This window comes from Ralstonia flatus, assembly GCF_958439105.1.
In the GTDB taxonomy this organism is placed as follows: domain Bacteria; phylum Pseudomonadota; class Gammaproteobacteria; order Burkholderiales; family Burkholderiaceae; genus Ralstonia; species Ralstonia flatus.
Genome location: NZ_CAUDLI010000002.1, coordinates 275,706 through 295,900 on the forward strand (window position 1 = coordinate 275,706; position 20,195 = coordinate 295,900).

General features: G+C 66.6%; 13 protein-coding genes. 2 read left to right on the forward strand and 11 right to left on the reverse strand.

Annotated features, from left to right (window positions below; genetic code table 11):
• Positions 1-30: 30 nt before the first annotated feature.
• Genes R2676_RS04980 through R2676_RS04990 form a run of 3 tightly spaced genes read right to left on the reverse strand, consistent with a single transcriptional unit; the run spans position 31 to position 2,452 of the window.
• Positions 31-804: an amino acid ABC transporter permease gene (locus R2676_RS04980; protein WP_206273147.1), complete on the reverse strand. Its 774-nt coding sequence runs from the start codon at positions 802-804 to the stop codon at positions 31-33.
• A complete protein-coding gene (locus R2676_RS04985) occupies positions 801-1,511 on the reverse strand; it encodes an amino acid ABC transporter permease (RefSeq protein ID WP_206273148.1) in 711 nt (236 codons plus the stop codon). Before R2676_RS04985 ends, R2676_RS04980 begins: the two co-directional genes overlap by 4 nt.
• Positions 1,512-1,564: 53 nt before the next feature.
• The gene (locus tag R2676_RS04990) at positions 1,565-2,452 is read right to left on the reverse strand and encodes an ABC transporter substrate-binding protein (protein WP_206272969.1); all 888 of its coding nucleotides are present in this window, start codon (positions 2,450-2,452) and stop codon (positions 1,565-1,567) included.
• A 315-nt stretch (positions 2,453-2,767) separates the two neighbouring features.
• On the opposite strand from R2676_RS04990, the gene R2676_RS04995 reads away from it, so the two are divergent.
• Positions 2,768-4,417, forward strand: a complete 1,650-nt coding sequence (locus R2676_RS04995; RefSeq protein WP_206273149.1) for a diguanylate cyclase domain-containing protein — start codon at positions 2,768-2,770, stop codon at positions 4,415-4,417.
• A 132-nt stretch (positions 4,418-4,549) separates the two neighbouring features.
• Positions 4,550-5,056 carry an acyl-CoA thioesterase gene (locus tag R2676_RS05000; protein ID WP_206272970.1) on the forward strand — a complete coding sequence of 169 codons (507 nt, stop codon included), beginning with the start codon at positions 4,550-4,552 and terminating at the stop codon, positions 5,054-5,056.
• A gap of 19 nt (positions 5,057-5,075) precedes the next feature.
• Here the strand turns inward: R2676_RS05000 and R2676_RS05005 are convergent, their stop codons facing one another.
• From R2676_RS05005 to glgX, 8 genes are all read right to left on the reverse strand, one after another.
• Entirely contained in the window at positions 5,076-6,461 is a 1,386-nt protein-coding gene (locus R2676_RS05005; protein WP_206273150.1) for a sensor histidine kinase, read from the reverse strand.
• Positions 6,462-6,685: 224 nt separating this feature from the next.
• Positions 6,686-7,438: a class I SAM-dependent methyltransferase gene (locus tag R2676_RS05010; RefSeq protein WP_206272972.1), complete on the reverse strand. Its 753-nt coding sequence runs from the start codon at positions 7,436-7,438 to the stop codon at positions 6,686-6,688.
• Positions 7,439-7,557: 119 nt separating this feature from the next.
• Positions 7,558-8,478, reverse strand: a complete 921-nt coding sequence (locus tag R2676_RS05015; RefSeq protein ID WP_206272975.1) for an amidohydrolase family protein — start codon at positions 8,476-8,478, stop codon at positions 7,558-7,560.
• A gap of 55 nt (positions 8,479-8,533) precedes the next feature.
• A complete protein-coding gene (locus R2676_RS05020) occupies positions 8,534-9,781 on the reverse strand; it encodes an MFS transporter (RefSeq protein ID WP_206273151.1) in 1,248 nt (415 codons plus the stop codon).
• Between the two features lie 135 nt (positions 9,782-9,916).
• Positions 9,917-12,757: a malto-oligosyltrehalose synthase gene (treY, locus tag R2676_RS05025; RefSeq protein ID WP_206272977.1), complete on the reverse strand. Its 2,841-nt coding sequence runs from the start codon at positions 12,755-12,757 to the stop codon at positions 9,917-9,919.
• Complete coding sequence (malQ, locus tag R2676_RS05030; RefSeq protein ID WP_206273152.1) at positions 12,754-15,036, reverse strand: 4-alpha-glucanotransferase; 2,283 nt, start codon at positions 15,034-15,036, stop codon at positions 12,754-12,756. Before malQ ends, treY begins: the two co-directional genes overlap by 4 nt.
• A gap of 50 nt (positions 15,037-15,086) precedes the next feature.
• Positions 15,087-16,928: a malto-oligosyltrehalose trehalohydrolase gene (treZ, locus tag R2676_RS05035; RefSeq protein WP_206272979.1), complete on the reverse strand. Its 1,842-nt coding sequence runs from the start codon at positions 16,926-16,928 to the stop codon at positions 15,087-15,089.
• Positions 16,925-19,225, reverse strand: a complete 2,301-nt coding sequence (gene glgX / locus R2676_RS05040) for a glycogen debranching protein GlgX (protein ID WP_206272980.1) — start codon at positions 19,223-19,225, stop codon at positions 16,925-16,927. Before glgX ends, treZ begins: the two co-directional genes overlap by 4 nt.
• Between the last annotated feature and the right edge of the window lie 970 nt (positions 19,226-20,195).

Genomic DNA, 20,195 nt, shown 5'->3' on the forward strand with positions numbered 1-20,195 from the left:
CGTTTTGTGAACCCAAGATAGCGATGTGACCTATGTCACGGCATCTGAAACAGGGCGTTCACGCCAGCGCAAAAAGCGTTGCCAGGTCGACATGTGGGCTGGTTGCGCCAGGGGCGTGCCGGGGCCCGCGCGCAACCAGTTGGGCAAGGCCTCGATGCCGGTGCACAGCAGGAAATACAGCACGGCCACCGCGCCGAATACCTCCGCCGGGTAGGCCACGGTGCGGCTGTTGACCTGGCTGGCGGCCGTGGACAATTCAACCACGCCCACGATGTAGGCCAGCGATGTGTCCTTGACCGTCGAGACCCATTGATTGGCCAGCGACGGCAGCATGATGCGCCACGCCTGCGGCAGCACCACGGTCAGCAACGCCTGGGTGGGCGACATGCCCAGCGCCAGCGCCGCGTTGCGCTGCCCGGCACCGACGGCGCGCAAGCCGGCCTCCATGCTCTGGGTGATGTAGGCAGCGCCCACGGCGGCAAGCGCGGCGACGACCGTGGCGGTTTCCGGCACCGCCACGCCCAGCGCCATCGGGATCAGAAAGTACGCCCAGAACATCAGCATCAGTACCGGGATGGCCCGCAGCGTGGCCAGCAGCCCGCGCAGCAGACGCGCCAGTCGGCGCAGCCTTGGCATGGCGTCGAGCCGGTCGAGCAACAGTGCCGCACCGACACCCGCTGCCGTGGCGAGCACGCACGCCCACAGCGCCATCCACAAGGTGAGCGCCGCGCCGGCCAGCGGGCCATTCGGATACGGACCGATCAGCAGGTAACGCAGGTGCAGGAGCACGGCTTCCGTCGTCACGAGGGCGCTCCGTTCGGCAGCGTCGATGTCGATGCCCAGCCGAGCCGCCGCAGCAACTGGGGCGCGGCCCATTGCAGCAACAGGATCAGCCCTGCATACAGCACGGTTGCCACGGCAAAGGCCTGGAAGGCGAGCAACGTGTCGGTTTCCACCTGTCGCGCGCTATACGCAAGCTCGGCCAGCCCGATGCCCATGGCGAGCGAGGTGTTCTTGATGGTGTTGGCACATTGCCCCAGCAGCGGCAGCGCCGACACGCGCAGCGCCTGCGGCAGCACCACACGCAGGAAGGCGGCACGCGGCGTGAAGCCCAGCGACAGCGCGGCTTCGCGCTGCCCGCCCGGCACCGCCCGAATGCCGGCGCGCAGCTCTTCCGAAAAGAACGCGCCGGCATACAGCGCAATGCCGAACGCCGCCGCCAGAAATTCGAACGACGGCGCAGGCCATCGCCAGGCACCCACGGCGATGCCGCCCCAGCCGGTGATGGCCCCGACCACGTCTTCGCCCAGCAATTGCGCCGCGCCGAAATACCAGAAGAACAGTTGTACCAATAACGGCGTCTTGCGCAGGAAGGCCACCAGCGCGCGGGCCGGCAAGTGCAGCCACGGCTGAGCACTCGCGCGCAGCGCCGTCAGGAGCAGGCCAATGGCCAGCCCGCCCGCGATGGCAGCCGCCGACACCAGCAGCGTCATCCCGAAGCCGTCCAGCATCCAGCCGAGATAACGCGGCGGCAGGGGCTGGAGGAGGGCTGGCAGGCTCAAGCTCACTTGGTGCTGCCGATGATGAAGTCGCGCGGCAGCGGAGCGGCGCTCTTCGGACCGAACCAGCGGTCATAGATGCGGCCGGCGGTACCGTCCTTCTCGAGACCTTGCAGGATCTGGTCGATGGTCGCCGTCAGCTTCGTTTCACCCTTCGGCACACCGATGCCCATGTACTCGCGCGTCAGCACGAAAGGCGAGATTTCCAGTTCACTGCGATTGGGCAGCGTGGCCAGCAGCGCGCCCAGCTTGGCACCGTCCTGCGCAAAAGCCTGGATGGCGCCGGTGCGCAGTGCGGTGAGCGCGAGCGGCGAATCGTCATAGGCAATCACGCGGGCGTTGGGATAGCCGTCGCGCAGCGTGGTTTCCTGCGTGGTGCCCTTGTCGACGCCCAGGCGGATGCCGTCTTTCTTCAAATCGTCCGGCTGCTTGAGCACACCCTTCTTGGCGATGAACTGCAGGCCGCTGGCAAAGTACGGCGTGCTGAATTCAATCTGCTTCTTGCGCTCGTCGGTGATGGTGAAGTTGGCGGCCACGATGTCCACCTTGCCGGACGTGAGCAGCGGCACGCGGTTGGCCGGATTGGTGGCGCGCAGTTCCAGCTTGACGCCCAGCTTGTTGGCGATTTCCTGCGCGTAGTCCACGTCCAAGCCAACAGGCTGACCGGTCTTGGCATCGGCGTAACCGAACGGCGGATTGGCGTCGAACACGCCCACCCGCAGGACACCCGCCTTCTTGATGTCGTCCAGCTTGTCGGCATGAGCTTGCGGCGCGTGGAGCACCGCCACCGCGAGCGCCGCCCCGATGACCACACCCACCGCCTGGCGCGACGACTTTGCCAACGCCAGCGCCAGACCCGACAACGAGAATGCGCCCGAAACGCTTGCTTGCATGACAACCCCCTGATGATTTTTAGGGGTCCAAGCGTAGGGTGATTGCTGCGCCGCGCAAACGAATTCATTGGCAGATCGATATACGCATGCCGACACGCACCGGTGCCGCCATGCGCTGCAAAGCGGCGCTGGCCTTCAGTTTTTACAATTCCTGCCGATAGGAGTGGCGGGTCATGGAGACGCATCGCGCAGTCATCCACCCGACAACAGTGCCCGATACACTGCAAGAACAACAAACGAACGGGGAATACACGTGGACCAACCGGCTTGCGTCGTCGTTCGCCGGCACCGCCATGCGCGCGGGGCGTGCCCATCATGCTGATCGCCGCACTGGCTTGCGCCGCGCTCGTCTCGATCGCGCTGATCGGCCTGTCATGGCCGCGCCGTGACGACACGGAGGTCTCTGCCTTCATGCTGCTCGCGCTCGGCACCGCGCTGTGGAGCGGTGCACGTCTGATGGAGGTCGTGACTTTCGACATGCCCGTGCGCGTGGGCTGGGCCAAGGTCGCGTACCTGGGGATCATGATGGTGCCGGCCGCGTGGCTGCGCATGGTGATCGGCCTCATCCGGCCCGAACTCAATGCACTGCCGCTGGTGCGCGCGGGCTGGGTGCTTGCGCTGCTGGTGGCCGCCGGGTTCATCGGGCTGGTCGCCACCAATGAACTGCATCACCTGGTATGGCTCGATGCGCGCTTTGTCGTCATCGACGGCATGCAGCGCGCCGTGTTCGATCACGGGCGGGCCTTCTGGATCGGCACGGCCTACAACTACGTGCTGCTCGCCATCAGCCTCGTGCTGCTGGTGCTTCCCATCGACGAGGCGGCCTCGGCGCTTTATGTGTCGTCGCGCACGCAGGTGCGGCTGGCGCTTGTCATCGGGCAACTGCTGCCGCTGGTGGCGCATCTGGCGTATCTGCAACGCTGGACGACGGCCATCGGCGGCGATCTCACACCGGCCACGTTTGCGGTCAGCACCGCACTGCTGGGCTGGGTCGTCCTGCGGCCGCGCCTGCGCGATACCGCCGCCTATGCCCGCGGCAAGATCGTCGAAGCCATGCGGGACGGCTGCATCGTGCTGGCCCGCGATGGTTCCATTGCCAGCATCAACGCCGCCGCGCGCTATTTGCTGCCCAGCGCCCAGATGCATGCAATGCCGCCCGCCGTGCTGAACGTGGCGGGCATCCTGCGCGAATTCGAGCGCACGCGTCTGCCCAACCGCCACCAGGTCTGGCTGCCCGAAACGGGCCGCACGCTGGAAGTCACGCTCGAAGGCCTGAGCGATGCGCGCGGACGCCATGCGGGTGTGTTCCTGTTGTTGCGCGACGTGACGGTCGAGCAGATGCAGCGTGCCGGCATGGCCAGCGCCCAGGATGCACTGCGCGGCGAGCTGCAGCGTACGCAAGCGAAGCTCAGCGTGCTCGAGAACGATGTCAATCGCGACGCGCTTACGCAACTGTTCAATCGCCGCTTTTTTGAGACACAGGCCCCGCGCCTGTTCGACCATGCCCGCCGGGAGCATCGCCCCGTCACGCTGGCGCTGTTCGACATCGATTGCTTCAAGCAATACAACGACACCTATGGCCACCTGCAAGGCGACGAATGCTTGCGCATGGTGGCCGACACGCTGGGCATGGCGTGCCGTCACCCCGATGACTTCATCGCGCGCGTGGGCGGCGAAGAATTCGTCGCCATGCTGTTCGACCTGAACCGCGATGACGCCCGCCAGGCCGTGGCCCGCGCCGTGGCCATGGTGGCCGAACTTGCCGAACCGCACGCGGCATCCGTTGCTGCGCCGTACGTCACGCTGTCAGCCGGCGCCGTCACGCTCACGCCTGGCGACGAACGCCTCGACGTGCTCTTCGAATGGGCCGATGCGGCGCTCTACGATGCCAAGCGCGGCGGGCGCAATACCTTCCGCTTTCATCAGGAGCCACCGGGGCTGCGGAGTGTCGCGGGCCGGGAGTAGACCGCCCGTTCGTAGGGCTACGGCATTGCCTTGTTACGCAACGGCAAACGCATCGGAAGAATGGACACATGCGCGGGACCACCGCACATGCGCGGCTGCCGCCAGCAGCCAAATCCATTCTTGGAGTATGCGATGCCGACGGGCCAATCCATTGCCACAGTTGTCGACCACTATCTGCGCAACGCCGCGTTGCCTGAAGCCATTTCTGCGCAGCAGACGTTTCAGCACGCCTTCGATGTCTATCTGAAGGATTCCAACGCCTACGCCAATACGTATTTCGCCCGGTATTTCGAGTGGCAGGGCGTGGTGCGCGAGCGCTGGTTCCACGAATGCATTGACGCAGATCTGCTTATGAGCGGACGCGTGATCTTCGTGACCAAGCTGGCGCATCAGGAATTCGTTGAAGAGACATTTCCGTTTCAGCGCGTGGAATGCCACCTGAACACCTTCCGGGTGCAGCCGTGCTCGTTCTACATGGTGTTCCGGTTTGTTTCAGGCGGGCGGCTGGTGTCGCTGGGGTATCAGCAGGTGGTGTGCGCCAACGCCGAGCGCGTGATTCAGCGGTTGCCGGAACACGTGCGCACGCGCGTGAAGGCGTATGAGCTGGACACGCTGCCGGAACTGGCGCAGGTGTCCTGACGTTCTGAAGGTGTGAACGTCAGATAGCAGGAGGTTGGGGAAACCGCATGGAGAACAGCGTGTATTCCCCAACCACGGATTCGCACTGGATGCGCCCGCCGAATGCCTGCATCACGCGGCGGCAGAATGTCAGCCCCACGCCCGAGCCCTTGCCGACATGCTTGGTCGAGAAGAACGGGTCGAACATGCGGCGCTGCACGCTGGGCGGAATGCCAGTGGCGCTGTCGCGCACGACGAGGACGTAGCTGTCGCCATCCTGCCGCGCGGAGATTTCGATGTGCCCCTTGCGCGCGATCTGGATGGCATGCAGCGCGTTCTTCAACAGGTTGAACAGCACATAGACGAGCAGCGTGTCGGAGCCCACGAAGCGCCAGTCGGCGTTGAAGGCCTCCACGTGCACGCGTTCGCGCTCGCCGGCCTGAAACGGATACTGCGCCACGGCCGTCTCCACGCATTCGCGCAGCGAGTGGGCCGCAAAGGTGCGCCGGTCGAGGCGCTCCAGCGTGACGGACGCCAACGCCATTTCGATCACGCTGTGCGCGGATGCGACTTCCGACGTGATGGCCCCCGCCAGTTTGGACAGGCGATCCAGCATGGCCGGATGTTGCGGCGGCTGGCACAGGCCGTTGTCGATGGCGAGCTGATAGCCGCGGTAGACGTCGGGCCACGCGCGGGCGATTTCGGCGGCCTGCAGGCGGATGGTCGTCAGCGGCGTACGCACTTCATGGGCAACGGTGGCGGCCAGTGCATACGGGCGCATCAGGTCGAACTTGACCACGCCCACGGCGATGATGCCCAGCGCAATGGCCAGCGGCAGCACGCCCGGCGGGTAGAACGCAACGCCGTAGTTGACCGCGTAGTCGGCCGCGGCCAGCGAAATCAGCCCGACGCCGAACAAGCACGTCAGCAACCGTTTGCGCTTTTCGGCGGTGGCATGCCGCTGCGCGCGGTACAGCACCCACATGCCGCGCGTGACCAGCGCCGAAGTCTGCGCGATATGCACGGCTTCCAGCACGCCCGCCTTCGGATAGAAACCGAAGTGGAACGCGTGCACGCCATCGATGACGAGGTTGGTGGTCAGCAGGAGCGCGATCAGGGCGGCATCCAGCGCATAGGAGGCCAGGAGCCAGTGCCGCTCGCTCGGCGCTTCGGCCACCTCCACGGCAAAGTGATACAGCATGGTCGGCATGACGAGGATGGCGATCCAGCCGAGCTTGGCGAGCACCTGGGCCGTGCCGATGTCATGCGTCTGGAAGAGAAACGCCCAGATGCCTTGCCACAGGCACGTGAGCGTGGTCATGCCGAGAAACGCCAGGCTCGCGCGCGTGCGGCCGCGCGTGGTCACGACGTAGACGCCGTAGAACAGGAAGAGCGACGAGACGAAGGCTGGAAACAGGGCGTACATGGAAATCGGAATCGGCGCGATGGCCGCGCGCGAATGGCGACCGGAGTCGACGGTAATCCGGAAGGCTACCGGCAACCCCGCGTTCGTACACGTGTTCCGATATCACATTTTTTTCATTCAGGATTAAGCGAAACCCTGAAAATGGCGCCGCATCAGGCCACCCCTCCAATGGGTGTGACAAAAAGGATGAGGGAGGATGAAGGCGCCCGGTCCGCTCAAACGATTCAGGTCGCCTCGATGAGCATCGCGTCGATCGCAAACGAATGGTCGGGCGCCACGGCAAAGTAGGCGCGCGCTTCGTCGGCGGCGCGGTCGAACAGGTCGCGGATGGCATCGGCCCGGACCTGCGGGGTGCGAATGCGGGCGATCCAGCTGTCGAAGGCCATCGTCAGCTTCCAGGTGCGTGGCGTGCCGGGCTGGAAACCGGCCTCGGCCAGCATGGCCTGCCATTCGGACACACGGTAGTCGCGTACGTGCGACGCATCGCGCAGCACCTCGGCGGTTTGCAGCAGCGTGTCGAGCAGCGGGACATCCGGCGCGACGATATCCACGACGACGAGCTTGCCGCCGGGTTTGAGCACGCGGCGCGCTTCGGCCAGGCCTTTGCGGACGTCATACCAGTGGTGAGCGGAAAAACGCGTGGCAACGATGTCGAACGCGGCATCGTCAAATGGCAGGCGCTCGGCGCGGCCGGCTTGCGTGTGCAATTGCGCGAGGCCGCGGCGCGCGGCTTCGGCGGCCACCACGCTCAGCATGTCTTCCGACAGGTCGTACGCCACCATGGCGGCCACGTGCGGCGCCATGGCAAAGCTCACGTGCCCGCCGCCGCAGCCCAGATCGAGCACCTTGGCGTGCGGCACCGATTGCGCCAGCGCGGCCAGCGCGTCCAGATCGGCGCCCTGCGCGTGCACGGCGCTGGTCAGGTAGGCCTGGGCGACCTGGCCGAATTGCTGGTCGACGAGTCGATGCTGCTGCATGGCTGCTCCTTACGGCGTGTGGGGACGAGGAGCGGCCAGTGTAGGAGCGCGGCCCGCGCGGCGAAATTCGTGATTCGCGAAACGGGGTATCGCGCAGACGCGTTGCGGCGCTGGCGTCTTCAGACGAAGCGGAACAGCTGCGCAGGCGTGTCGACCAGCACCTGCTTGCGGTCCGCTGCGCTGGGCAGGAGCACGCCAGCGAAGGTCCACATCTTGTCGTAGTTGATCTGCGATTCGAACTGCGTGTGCGGCCAGTCGCTGCCCCAGACCAGGCGGTCCAGGCCGAGCGCATCTTTCAAGCGAGGCATGGCGGCCTGGGCGATGGCTTCGCCGCGTCCGTTGGCGCCGTTTCGGTATGCGCCGGAAATCTTCACCCACACGCGGCGCGAGCGGCCGGCGGCGAGCAAGGCGGCAAAGCCGGGGTCGTCCACGCCGAGCGCCGGGTCGGGGCGGCCGAAATGATCGACCACCACGTTCACCTGCGCTTCCAGCAGCGGCTGCAGCAGCGCGGGCAGGCGGCGTGCCTCGACGTGTAGTTCCACGTGCCAGCCGAGCGCATGCAGGCGTGCCAGCGCGGCTTGCCACACGGGCGATTTCAATTGCGGGTCCGCCGCACCGATCAGGTTCAGGCGGATACCGACGATGCCCTCGGCGTTCATCTGCGCGAGCAGGGTTTCGGGCGCGGCCGGGTCGATGACGGCCACGCCGCGCAAGCGCTGCGGCGCCTGTTTGAGCGCAGCCAGCAGGTAGCTGTTGTCGACGCCCAGGAAGCTCGGCTGGACCAGCACACCGTGCGACACGCCATGCGCGTCCAGCTGCGCCAGGTAGGCCGGCAGCGGCGCGTCATACGTGGGCGCATAGCGGCGCGCATCCGCCAGCGGCAAGCCGCGCTCGAATACATGCGCATGCGTGTCGATCGCAGTGATGCGGCCAGAGGTGCCGCGCGTGGCGTCGCTGCTGCCGGTGGCGGCGCAGCCGGCAAGGGCGGTGGAACCTAGCATGGCAAGCAATCCGGTGTTGAAGGCGCGGCGAGTGGGCATGGGGTCTCCTGGCGGCGACGGATCGAGTGCGTCGTCATGATGTTGTGATGGACGTTCAGACCGTAACGGCAGCGAGATCGCGGCCCTTCGTCTCGGGCAGCATCAGCACCGCCACTGCGACGATCGAATACGCGATGGCCGCGTCGATGCCGATGGCCGTGCCCAGCGACATCGAGGCGCTCATCTTGCCCACCAGCACCGGGAACGCGGCAGACACCACGCGGCCGAAGTTGTAGCAAAAGCCCACGCCCGTGCCGCGCACGCCCTGCGGATACAGCTCGTTGAACAGCGCGCCCATGCTGGCCGGAATGCCCGCCGCAAAGAAGCCCAGCGGAAAGCCCAGCACCAGCATCGCGCCGTCCGACAGCGGCACCAGCAGATACACCAGCACCGTCACCACGCAGCAGCACGAGAACAGCAGGATGTTGCCGCGGCGGCCGAGCACGTCCAGCAGCCACGCACTGGCCACGCAGCCGCACCAGAAGGCGAAGATGATCACCGCCAGGTAGCCGCCCGTGCCGAGCACCGACAGGTGGCGCTCAGTCTTGAGATACGTCGGCAGCCAGGTCATCAGTGCGTAGTAACCGCCGTGCGCGCCCACGCCGAGCAGGCCGCCGATCAGCGTCATGCGCAGCACCTGCGGGCGGAAGATGTCGAGCAGCGGAAAGCGCGAGATCGGCATCGCATTGGCGTTCGCATCCGGCTTGGCGGCCGGCACCGGTTCCTTCACGCCACGGCGGATATAGATGATGAGCAGCGCCGGCAGCAACCCCGCAGCAAACATCACGCGCCAGGCGAGGTCGGGCTCGATGAAGGAATACGTGAGCGCATACAGCAGCACCGCGGCGCCCCAGCCCACGGCCCATGCACTCTGCACGGTGCCCATGGCCTTGCCGCGGTGGCTGGCGCGAATGCTCTCGGCCATCAGCACGGCGCCCGCCGCCCATTCGCCGCCAAAGCCGAAGCCTTGAATGGCCTTCAGCACCAGGAACTGCTCGAAGTTCTGCGCGAAGGCCGAGGCGAATGTGGCCAGCGAGAACCACAGCACCGTGATCTGCAGCGTACGCACACGGCCGAAGCGGTCGGTCAGCGCGCCGGCAATCCAGCCACCCAGCGCCGACGCCACCAGCGTGACGCCCGACACCAGCCCAGCCTCGGCCTTGCCGATGTGCCACGCCGCGATGATGGTCGGGATGACGAGGCTGAACATCTGCACGTCCAGCGCGTCGAGCGCCCAGCCTCCAAAACAGGCCCAGAACGTGCGCTTTTCCCCTTTCGAAATCTCTTTGAACCAGCCGAACATGCCGTCTCCTCCGGGTGACGTGAGCGACATGTGCGGTACACATTGCTCTAGTCATCTATATGAATAGAGGAATTTTAGGGCGAGACCCAAGGCGATGCAGTCGGTGTTAACCCGTGCGGAGGGGTGAAGCGCGGATCAGGTATGCAGCAGGGCGACCGGCAGATGCGCCAGCACCTGGCCCAGCGCAAGGCGCGGACTCTGGAGTGCCTGGCCGTCGAACGCGCTATGCAGGGGAATCTGCGAGAGCGCGGACGGCAGGCAAACCGTGGTGTCTCGCCATACGCCCGTCGCAAACGCTGGTGTGGCGGTATGGCCGAGCAGGGCGGAGGCGTGCAGGGGCACGATCACGACGATCGCATCGGCGCCATGCGTACGCGCAAACGCAAACACGTGCTGCGCGCCGCTGCCGGTTACGGCCAGCGGCTGGTAATCGCCCGATTCGAATACCGCTGGCAGTGCCGCCCGGAGGGCCAGCGCACGTGCCAGCACGGCTTGCTTGATGCGGCCGTCGGTCCAATGCGCAAGCAGCGGCGCCAGGGTGTTGTCTGCATGCGTCTGCAATGCACGCAGTGCTCGGTGCCGTGCGGCATAGTCGACGGGCCGACGGTTGTCGGGGTCGACGAGGCTGGGGTCCCAGAAATCGGCGCCCTGGTAGAGGTCGGGCACACCGGGCAGCGTGGTGCGCAGCAAGGTCTGGGCGAGGCCGTTGATGGCCGCGGCCGGGGCCACGCTTTGCACGAAAGCCGAGAGAGACGGCAGGAATGTCTGAGCGGCCTCGCCCGTCAGCAGCGTCAAGACAAAATCGCGGCTGGCGGCTTCGTACTCTGCATCGGGTGCGAACCAGTCGGTGCGCAGCTTGGCTTCGCGCTGCGCCTTTTCCTGCCACTGCGCGACACGCTCGGCCAGCTCGCGCACGGCATCGGTGTCATGCCAGTCGAGGCCCGCCGGCCAGATGCCGACCAGCGTTTGATACAGCATCCACTGCGCGGCGGGCGAGGGCGCGGGGCCGGTCGGCAGATGACGGACCCACCCAGCGTGCTCCGTACGCCATTGGTGTGCGGCGGCCAGCCATTGCGCGGGCCGTTCCGACAGCACGGCCAACCGCGCGCGCACGTCTTCGCCGCGCTTGTGGTCGTGCGTGGCGGTCGTCAGCATGGCGTGCGGCCATGTGAGGGCGCGCTTCTGCATGGCGTGATGGAACGCGTTGGCGCTCATCGAGAACTCGCCCGGATCCGCGCCGACCTCGTTGCGCGACAGCAGCCGCCCGTAGCGGTAGCACGCCGTGTCTTCCACCGCCTTGGCCGCCACCGGCGACGACAACTGCTGGCACCGCCGCAATGCGAGCTGGCGCAGCTTGTCCTGCCCGGCGGGTTGCCCGCCCAGCCAGGTGTCGAGCCAGCCGAGCACAGGTTGGTCGATGCGTCGCAGGCAGGCAGCCGCGCCCGACATCGCGGATTGCAGGATGGCCGTGTCCTGGGCATCACGTTGCTGCGTGCTCGCATAGGTGCGATACACCGGAAAGTGGACGATCACCTCGGCCAGCGCGCGCCGGATGGCGTGCCACGTCACGTCGTGGCTGCTGCGCTCCTGCTGTGCCACCGCATGCAACGCCGACGCGGCTGCATCGAGTTCTGCCGCAAAGTGCGCATGCAGGATCTGACGGCGTGCCGCTACGGCGGTGGCCGAAAACGGCGCTTCGGCCGCCGGCGCGCCGATCCATTCCAGCCACCCCTGCGTGAGCGCCGTCTCGCCATGCGCGTCGTGCAGCAGTGCGCCCACCTGGTTCATGAAGTCGTAGCCGCTGGTGCCGTCGACGCCCCAGTCGCTGCGCATCGCTTCATCGTGGGCGAGGATCTTCTCGACGACGATCCACGGATGACTCGTGAGCCGGTCAGCAGGACGCGCAGCGTGCTCCGCTTGCAGACGGCGGCGTAGCTGGCGGCAGTAGGCGGCCGGGTCGGCCAGGCCATCAACGTGGTCGATGCGCACACCGTCGATCCAGCCCAGGCGGTAGAGCCGGAACAGCAGGGCGTGCGTCGCTTCAAAGACTTCGGCGCGCTCCATGCGCAGGCCGGCCAGCGAGCCGATGTCGAAGAAGCGGCGCCAGTTGATCTCGTCGTTGGCCGTGCACCAGTGAGCCAGACGCCAATGCTGGCGCGCCATCAGCGCATCGAGTTGATCGGGCTGTGCGTTGAGCGTGCGCACGGCTTCAGCGATATGTGCGGCGCCGGCTTCGGTGGTGGCAAGGTCGCGCAGCGCGTTGCGTGCTTCGTCTGCACGCTCGCGGCGGGTGCGCAGTGAGCGGATCGTGCCGAGCGCGGCAAAGCGATCAGCCACCGCATGCGTGGCGGTGTCGTTGTTGCCAGCGCGAAGCAGCGCGGAGTAGTCGGCCAGCGCAATCGGAAAGCGGTGGTCGTAGTACGCAATGGCCAGTCGCGCGGCCGCATCGTCGTAGGCCAGTTGCAGTCGGCCGCCGGCCAGCGCGTCGGCGTAGCTTTCACCCAGGAACGGCGCGAGCACCTTGTTGCGCAGCGCCGGGTTGGAGGGCTGCCATTCGATATCGAAGAAGTTGGCGTAGGCGCTGTCAGGGCCAGATTCGAGCACGTCCAGCCACCACGCGTTGTGTGCGCCGCCCACGCCCATGTGGTTCGGCACGATATCGACGATGAGGCCCATGCCGCGCGCGTGCAGCGCATCCACCAGCCGTTCGAGCGCAGGTTCGCCGCCCAGTTCGGGGTTCACGCGTGTCGGGTCGACAACGTCGTAGCCGTGCGTGGAGCCCGGCTGTGCCGTGGTGATGGGCGACGTGTAGAGATGCGAGATGCCGAGCGCGGCGAAGTCGTCCAGCAATGCGCGCGCATGGTCGAACGTGAATTCGCGGTGCAGTTGCAGCCGCACCGTGGCACTCGGCACGCGCTGGAGGGTGACGGGCGCGGGGGATGTGAGGGGCGTGAGGGGGGTGGTCGGTTCGCTCATGACAGGCTGATGCGCGCGTTGGTCAGCGCTGACAGGCGCGCCTGAACCGTGGGCGCGTCGAGCAGCGTCGGGGCGGGCGCCGGCAGGCGGCGGCGCCAGTTCGGGTGCGTGTCGATCGTGCTCGGCAGGTTCGGCTGCTCGACAAGCCCCAGCAGGTCTTCCAGCGGCACCAGCGCAAGCGGCGTGTTGGCGGCGCCCGTAAACACCGTGGCCGCCGTGGCAAAGTCCTGCGCGCTGGCTTGCAGGATGACGTCGGCTTGCGCGGCATTGGCGGCACGCGCCTGTTCCAGCGCAGCCTGCAGCGGCGCCACGCCGATCATCGGCACACCGCCATCGGCCAGCACCAGCCGGTTGTGCTCGGCAAAGGCGGCGACGAGCGCGGCGCGATCGTCCATGCGGCGCGCGTGCGCCTCACTCTCGCTCATGCCGGCGGGCAGCAGGCCGAGTTGCGCTTGCCAGCGCAGATCGTTGCCGATCCACCAGCCGACAAGCGTGGGCAGATCGTGGGTGCTGGTCATCGCGACTGACGCCGGCGCCCACGTGCGCGGGGCCTTGAAGGGCGCCTCGTCGCGCGTGTATTCGCGCTCGAACCAGAGGATGCGCATGCCAAGCAGGCCGTCCTCGGCGAGCTTGTCTCGCAGCCCTGGCGGCACGGTGCCAAGATCTTCGCCGATGACGATGCAGCGGTTGCGCCACGATTCCAGCGCCACCAGCCGCAGCAGATCCTGCATCGGGTAGCGCAGGTACACGCCGTCGAGCGGCCGCGCACCATCCGGAATGACCCACAGCCGCATGAGCCCGAGCACGTGGTCGATGCGCACGCCGCCGGGCACCGCCATCACCGCGCGCAGCATCTCGATGAAGGCCGAGAAGCCCTGCGTGCGCATGGCGCGCGGGCTGAAGGTGGTCAGCCCCCAGCCCTGCCCCTGTGCGTTGAACAGGTCGGGCGGCGCGCCTACCGTGACGCCGATCAGCAAGTCCCGCTGCCGGGCCCACGCGTGGCTGCCTGCGCTGTCGGTGCCCACCGCCAAGTCGGCAATGAGGCCGATGGCCATGCCGGCGCTTTCCGCGGTGCGCTGCACGAGGGCCCACTGGCGCGCTGCCGCCCACTGCAGGAACAGGTGGAAATTGACCGCGTCTTCATGCTCGCGTGCGAACGCCTGCACCGCCAGGTAGCTCGGGTCCTGATACTGCTCGGGCCATTGCTTCCAGTGCGCGGGTCCAAGGTGCGCGGTCAGCGCTTCAAAGTGTGCGTGGTCGCGCAGGCTGACGCCGCCATCGATGCAGTACGCACGAAAATCATCCAGCAGTCTCTGCGCGGTGGTGTCCCCAAGCGGCGACTGCAGCAGGCGGTGATGCAACGCGCGCAGCACCGTCATGCGCGCGTTCCCGCTGGCCGGCCAGTCGATGAGCGGTGCAGCCTCCAGCCGGGCATAGTCTGCGACGAGGTTGCAGTCGACCACGGCTTGCCGCACGGCTTCCTCCCCGAAGAGCGCGGTGGGGTCGATCATCCATGCGTTCAGGAACAGGCGGCTCGATGGCGAGTACGGCGAGTAGCGACGCGCGTCGGCCGTGAACATGGCATGCACGGGGCTGAGCGCCAGTGCGTCCGCACCGTGCTGCGCGAGGTGCCGCGCCAGCGTGCCGGCCGCGGTGTAGTCGCCCAGGCCGGCGCTGCTGGCGGCGCGTTCAGCCCCGCATCGCAAGCCATAGAGCTGCGCGGAAGCGCCCCACACGCGGGTGTCGGCGGGGCGATCGTGCTGGCGCAGGGCGTCGGCCACGCCATAGCAACGCGCGGGCGCAATCGCGAGCGTGGCCTGGATCACCGTGCCCGGCCCCCCGTCGATGGTCAGACGGTGGTAACCCACGGCGTGCACGCGCCCCAGGCGCAGCGTTGCATGGTGCTCGCTTGCGCTGACGCTGATGTTGCCGTCGGTGCTGCCGCCTGGCTCCAGATCGACGCGATAGGTTTGTCCGTCCAGCAAGGCTGCCTGCGGCGCCGCGGTCTGCAGCACGATGGGCTGTCCGACCACGCCGGTCACGAGCGGCGGTATGGCGACCTCTTCGGCTTCGGCGCGCAGGCGCGCCTGGCTTTCCGACACCTGGGCCGGCGTGCCGGCGGGCAGCCCCAGCGTGTGCAGCACGGCCCGCAGCACGTCGTCGGCCACCTGCTTGGGCTGGCTCGCCGCGTCTTCCCAGTCGACCAGCAGGCCGGCATCGGTGGCCAGTTGCTGGAGCGGGGTGCGTTGCATGCCGGATAAGTTGGTCGTGCGATCCATGGATGGTGTGCGGGTGCGTTGATACGTTGGCGCGTTGCGGTTGTCAGCGGTCAGGTGGGCGATGGTGTGTGCAGCAATGCCACGCACGCGCGCTCCGGCAGGCGATGTGCGATGAGCGCAGCGGCGGCGCCCTCGCGCGATTCGTGCAGCAGATCGGCGGGGCTGCCCGCCAGCACCGTCGGCACCGCCACGGCCTGATCGGACAGATTCACCATCAGCGTGAGCACGCTGCCATCGCCCATGCGCCAGCGGGCCAGGGCTCCCGCGTTGCCGAGTGCTACCGCATCGAGCGCGCGTGCCTGGGGCAGGCGCGGGATGATCTCTGCGTGACGCAGCGCCAGCAGGCGGTGCATGCGGTTCAGTGTGTTGAGCTGTCCCGGTTCGGCCAGGTTGGCCTCGCCGGGGCAGGAGGCGAGGTAGGTCAGTTCGTCGTTCGGGTCGGGAATGCGCTCGCGCTGGTGCGGGTCGGCAAACGCCGCGAACTTGGCAAACTCCCTGCGCCGGCCTTCCCGCACGGCTTCGGCCAGCATGCCGTGGTGGCTGGTGAAGTATTGGAACGGGCATGTGCTGCCCCATTCCTCGCCCATGAACAGCATCGGAATCTGCGGGCTCAGCAGCAACAGCACCTGCGCGGCATGCAACGCATCGGGGTGCGCGAGCTGCGTCAGCCGTTCGCCAAAGGCGCGGTTGCCGATCTGGTCGTGGTTCTGCAGGAACAGCACGAACGCGGTGGGCGGCAAGTGCGCACTCTGTTCGCCGCGCGGCGCATTTTCGTGGATGGGCGACGGCTCGCCCTGGTAGCAGAAGCCGTCTTGCAGCACGCGCGCCAGGCGCTGCGCGGGCGCGTCCGCATAGGCGGCGTAATACGCTTCACGTTCGCCGGTCAGCAGCACGTGCAGCACGTTGTGGCCGTCGTCGTTCCACTGCGCATCGAAGTCGCCATGGGTGGCGCCATCGCGCAGCAGCGATGCGGCGTTCTGCTCGTTCTCCAGCACCAGATGCACATGCCGGCCGGGCTCGGCCGACAGCCGTACGCGGGCGGCGAGTTCGCCCAGCCAGTCGCGCTCGGTGATGGCGTGCACGGCGTCGAGCCGCAGGCCGTCAAAGCGATATTCCATCAGCCACATCAGCGCGTTCTGGATGAAGAACTCGCGCACCTGCGGCATGCGGAAATCGATGGCGGCGCCCCAGGGCGTATGCACATCGTCGCGGAAGAAGCTGCGCGCGTAGTGGTGCAGGTAGTTGCCGTCGGGCCCGAAGTGGTTGTAGACCACATCGAGAAACACCATCATGCCAAGCCCGTGCGCGGTGTCGATCAACGCCTTGAGGTCGTCTGGCGTGCCGTAGCTGGCGTCGGGCGCAAAGGGCAGTACGCCGTCATAGCCCCAGTTGCGCGCGCCCGGAAACTCCGCCACCGGCATCAGCTCGATGGCCGTGATGCCCAGCCGCGCCAGTTCGGGCAGCCGCCCGCGCACACCCTTGAAGCCGCCCAGCGCGCCGACGTGCACTTCGTACAGCACCGTCTCGTGCCAGGGCCGGCCCTGCCACTCGGCATGCTGCCAACGGTAGCGCTGCGGATCGACGACGAGGCTCGGGCCCGGTATGTCCTGCCACTGCGCGCGGGCTGCAGGGTCGGGCACCGACAGCGTTACGCCGTCCTGATTGGTGAGGCGATACCGGTAGCAGGTGCCGGCGCCCACGGGCGCCACGGCTGCATACCAGCCGTCGGGTTCGGCATCCATGCGGATGGCCTCGTTGCCCCGCACGTCATCGATGTCGATCCAGGCGGCGGTCGCGTCCGGTGCCCACAGCCGGAAGCGAGTGTTGCCGTCAGCCAGGACAGTGGCGCCGAACGGCATGTCGTGTGCAAACCGGGGGGCGGGTGCGGTCATCGCGTGGCGTCTCCATTGTCATCGCTGGCGGCTTCGCCGGCGGTCGGTGCGGCGCGCTCGTCGTCGGTCGCGGGTTGTTCGGGCCTGTCGTTCTGTGGTGCGTTCTGCGGTGCGTTGTGTGTGTCAGGAACCTGCCCGAGCGTTTCGCCGCTGGCGTCTGCATCCGGCTGCCCCGCAATCTGCGCGATCGTGGCGAGCTGCGTGGCAAGCAGCAGCACAACGCTGCGCCCCGCCACTTTCAGCGTGCCGTCGCTGTGCGGCCGAGCGTCTTCCTCGGGCGCTGCGCTGTCGATGGCGAGCAGCCAGTCCATGGCCGGCTCGGGCAGCGTGAACGTCAAGTCCGTCGCCGCACCGTTGATGAGCAGCAGCGCCACATGCGGGCGCGCCTCCGCGTCGATGGTCTCGACACAGGCGCGGCGCAGGGCCAACGCCCGCGCCTCGCTGTCGTTCCACGCGTCGGGCGAGAGCACCTGGCCGCGCTCGTCGAACCAGGCGATGTCGGGCACGCCCGGCAGGATCTCGGTGTTGCCGTGCACGTAATGCGGCCAGCGCAGCGCGGGGCTTGCCTTGCGCAGCGCGATCAGCCGCGCGGTGTAGCGGGCGAGCGCCTGCCCGGGGTCTTTCTGCAGCAACGACCAATCGAGCCACGATAGGGCGTTGTCCTGGCAATAGGCGTTGTTGTTGCCGTCTTGCGTGCGGCCGAATTCATCGCCCGCCAACAGCATCGGCGTGCCGTTGGAGAAGAACACCGTGGCCAGCAGCGCTCGCGTCACGCGTTCGCGCAGGGCTTGGATGGCGGGGTCATCGGTCGGGCCTTCCGCGCCCCAGTTGGCGCTGCAGTTGTCGTTGTGGCCGTCGCGGTTGTCTTCGCCGTTGGCATCGTTGTGCTTGTCGGCGTAACTGACCAGATCGTGCAGCGTGAAACCGTCGTGCGAGGCCACGTAATTGACCGACGCCCACGGCCGGCGGTGGCGGCGGTCGAACAAATCGCCACTGCCCGTCAGGCGCGCGGCCAGGTCCGGGCGCTGGCCCGAGTCACCGCGCCAGAAGCGGCGGATGCCATCGCGAAAGCGGTCGTTCCACTCTGCAAAACCGGGCGGGTGGTTGCCGACCTGGTAGCCGTCAGGGCCCACGTCCCAAGGTTCGGAGATCAGCTTGACGGTGGAAAGCACAGGGTCCTGGCGGATGGCGTCGAAGAAGCCCGAGCCCTGATCGAAGCCGTTGCCCTCGCGCCCGAGCGTGACGCCCAGGTCAAAGCGGAAGCCATCCACGTGGAATGCGTTGACCCAGTAGCGCAGCGAATCCATCACCATCTGCAGCACGCGCGGGTGCGACAGGTTCAGCGTGTTGCCACAGCCCGTGTCGTTGATGTAGTAGCGCTCCTGGCCCGGCACGAGGCGGTAGTAGCTCGCGTTGTCCAGCCCGCGGAACGACAGCGTCGGCCCCAGCTCGCTGCCTTCGCACGTGTGGTTGTAGACCACGTCTAGCAGCACCTCGATGCCCGCCGCATGCAGCCGCCGGATCGCCACCTTCAGCTCATGCAGCGATGGCGCAGACAGGTACGACGGCTCGGGCGCAAAGAAGCACAGCGTGTTGTAGCCCCAGTAGTTGCGCAAGCCGCGCTCGACCAGAAACTGATCCTGCAGGAAGGCGTGAATGGGCAGCAGTTCGATGGCGGTGATGCCCAGCCGCTGCAGGTGGTCGATGAAGACGCTGTCGCCGAGCGCGCTGAACGTGCCGCGCTCCGGGGGCAGCAGGTCTTCGCGCAGCATCGACATCCCCCGCACGTGCCCTTCGTAGATCACCGTGCGTGACCACGGCGTGTTCGGGCGGACGTCGTTGCCCCAGTTGAACGACTCGTCGGTGACGACGGCCTTGGGCATGGCCGGGGCGCTGTCGCGGCGGTCGAATGAAAGATCACCACGGTTGGAATTGAGCCGATAGCCGAACAGCGCATCCGACCACCGCAGCGAGCCCACCAGCCGGCGGGCGTAGGGGTCGAGCAAGAGCTTGTGCGGGTTGAAGCGGTGGCCGTGCTGCGGCTCCCACGGGCCGTAGGCACGGTAGCCGTAGACGAGGCCGGCTTCCACGCCGGGCAGGTAGCCGTGCCAGACCTCGTCGGTGCATTCGGGCAGGGCGAAGCGGGTCAGTTCCTTGCGGCCGGTGGGGTCGAAGATGCAGAGTTCGATCTTGGTGGCGTTGGCTGAGAAGACGGCGAAGTTGATGCCTAGGCCGTCCCACTGGGCGCCTAGGGGGAAGGGTTTGCCGGGGGAGAGGGTTTTGGGGAAGCGGAGCATTAGAGGCTGTTTCGTTGTGCGTCTTTTTGGCTTGGTGGTGCATCCCTGTTTCGTACCCTGCCGGGCACGACTTACTTTTCTTTGTCTTGCCAAAGAAAAGTAAGCAAAAGAAAGGCGCGCCCGAGATGGCGACCCCCTCCTTGAATTTTCGTAACCGGGCGGAGAACGGGAAAACTCGCTGCGCTCAGACAGTTCCCGTTCTTTTTTCCGCCCGCTTACGAAAATTCAAGGCGCCATCTAGGGCAGGGACGGCCAAACCGGCTGGGCACCGCCCGTGGCGCTGGGTGCTTCTTTCTGTCGAGGCTCGAAGCCCCGGGATTGGGGTTTCTGAACGTCAACGTTGGCGTTCAGAACCTCAACGCTGAAGTTCAGAACCTCAACGTTGGCGTTCGAGTACTTCAACGTCGGCGTTCAGAACCTGAAAGCTGGCGTTCAGAACCTTGATGTCGAAGTCTCCGAACCGCAAAGCTGAGGTTCAGAACCTCAAAATTCAGGTTCAGAACCTCAGAGTCGGAGTCCAGAACCCCAACGTCCGAGTTCAGAACCCCAAAGCTCAAGTTCGGAACCCCGAAGTCGGAGTTCAGAACCTGAAAGTCCCGGTTCCGAACCTCAAAGTCGAAGTCTCTGAACTCCAAAGCACCCGTTCACAACCTCGATGTACGCGTTCTGAACTTCGAAGTTGAAGCGCGGACCCCCAAGTCGCAGCAAGAGCACGGCGCACGAGGCGGTGTGCTCCCACGCCAACGCCAGTGCCACGACGGTGTGGCCGTACCCTGCCCTAGATGGCGCCTTGAATTTCTGTTGCAGAGAGGAAAAAGGAAGGGAAACTGTCTGAGCGAAGCGAGTTTTTCCCTTCCCCTCTCTGCGACATAAATTCAAGGAGGGGGTCGCCATCTCGGGCGCGCCTTTCTTTGCTTACTTTCTTTGGCAAGACAAAGAAAGTGAGTCAGCCCCGGCAGGGGATGAAAGA

Bases quoted from the DNA above. Each gene is read 5' to 3' on its own strand.
- R2676_RS04985 (WP_206273148.1), bottom strand. From the start codon at position 1,511: ATGCTGGACGGCTTCGGGATGACGCTGCTGGTGTCGGCGGCTGCCATC.
- R2676_RS04990 (WP_206272969.1), bottom strand. From the start codon at position 2,452: ATGCAAGCAAGCGTTTCGGGCGCATTCTCGTTGTCGGGTCTGGCGCTG.
- R2676_RS04995 (WP_206273149.1), top strand. From the start codon at position 2,768: ATGCTGATCGCCGCACTGGCTTGCGCCGCGCTCGTCTCGATCGCGCTG.
- R2676_RS05000 (WP_206272970.1), top strand. From the start codon at position 4,550: ATGCCGACGGGCCAATCCATTGCCACAGTTGTCGACCACTATCTGCGC.
- R2676_RS05005 (WP_206273150.1), bottom strand. From the start codon at position 6,461: ATGTACGCCCTGTTTCCAGCCTTCGTCTCGTCGCTCTTCCTGTTCTAC.
- R2676_RS05010 (WP_206272972.1), bottom strand. From the start codon at position 7,438: ATGCAGCAGCATCGACTCGTCGACCAGCAATTCGGCCAGGTCGCCCAG.
- R2676_RS05015 (WP_206272975.1), bottom strand. From the start codon at position 8,478: ATGCCCACTCGCCGCGCCTTCAACACCGGATTGCTTGCCATGCTAGGT.
- R2676_RS05020 (WP_206273151.1), bottom strand. From the start codon at position 9,781: ATGTTCGGCTGGTTCAAAGAGATTTCGAAAGGGGAAAAGCGCACGTTC.
- treY (WP_206272977.1), bottom strand. From the start codon at position 12,757: ATGAGCGAACCGACCACCCCCCTCACGCCCCTCACATCCCCCGCGCCC.
- malQ (WP_206273152.1), bottom strand. From the start codon at position 15,036: ATGGATCGCACGACCAACTTATCCGGCATGCAACGCACCCCGCTCCAG.
- treZ (WP_206272979.1), bottom strand. From the start codon at position 16,928: ATGACCGCACCCGCCCCCCGGTTTGCACACGACATGCCGTTCGGCGCC.
- glgX (WP_206272980.1), bottom strand. From the start codon at position 19,225: ATGCTCCGCTTCCCCAAAACCCTCTCCCCCGGCAAACCCTTCCCCCTA.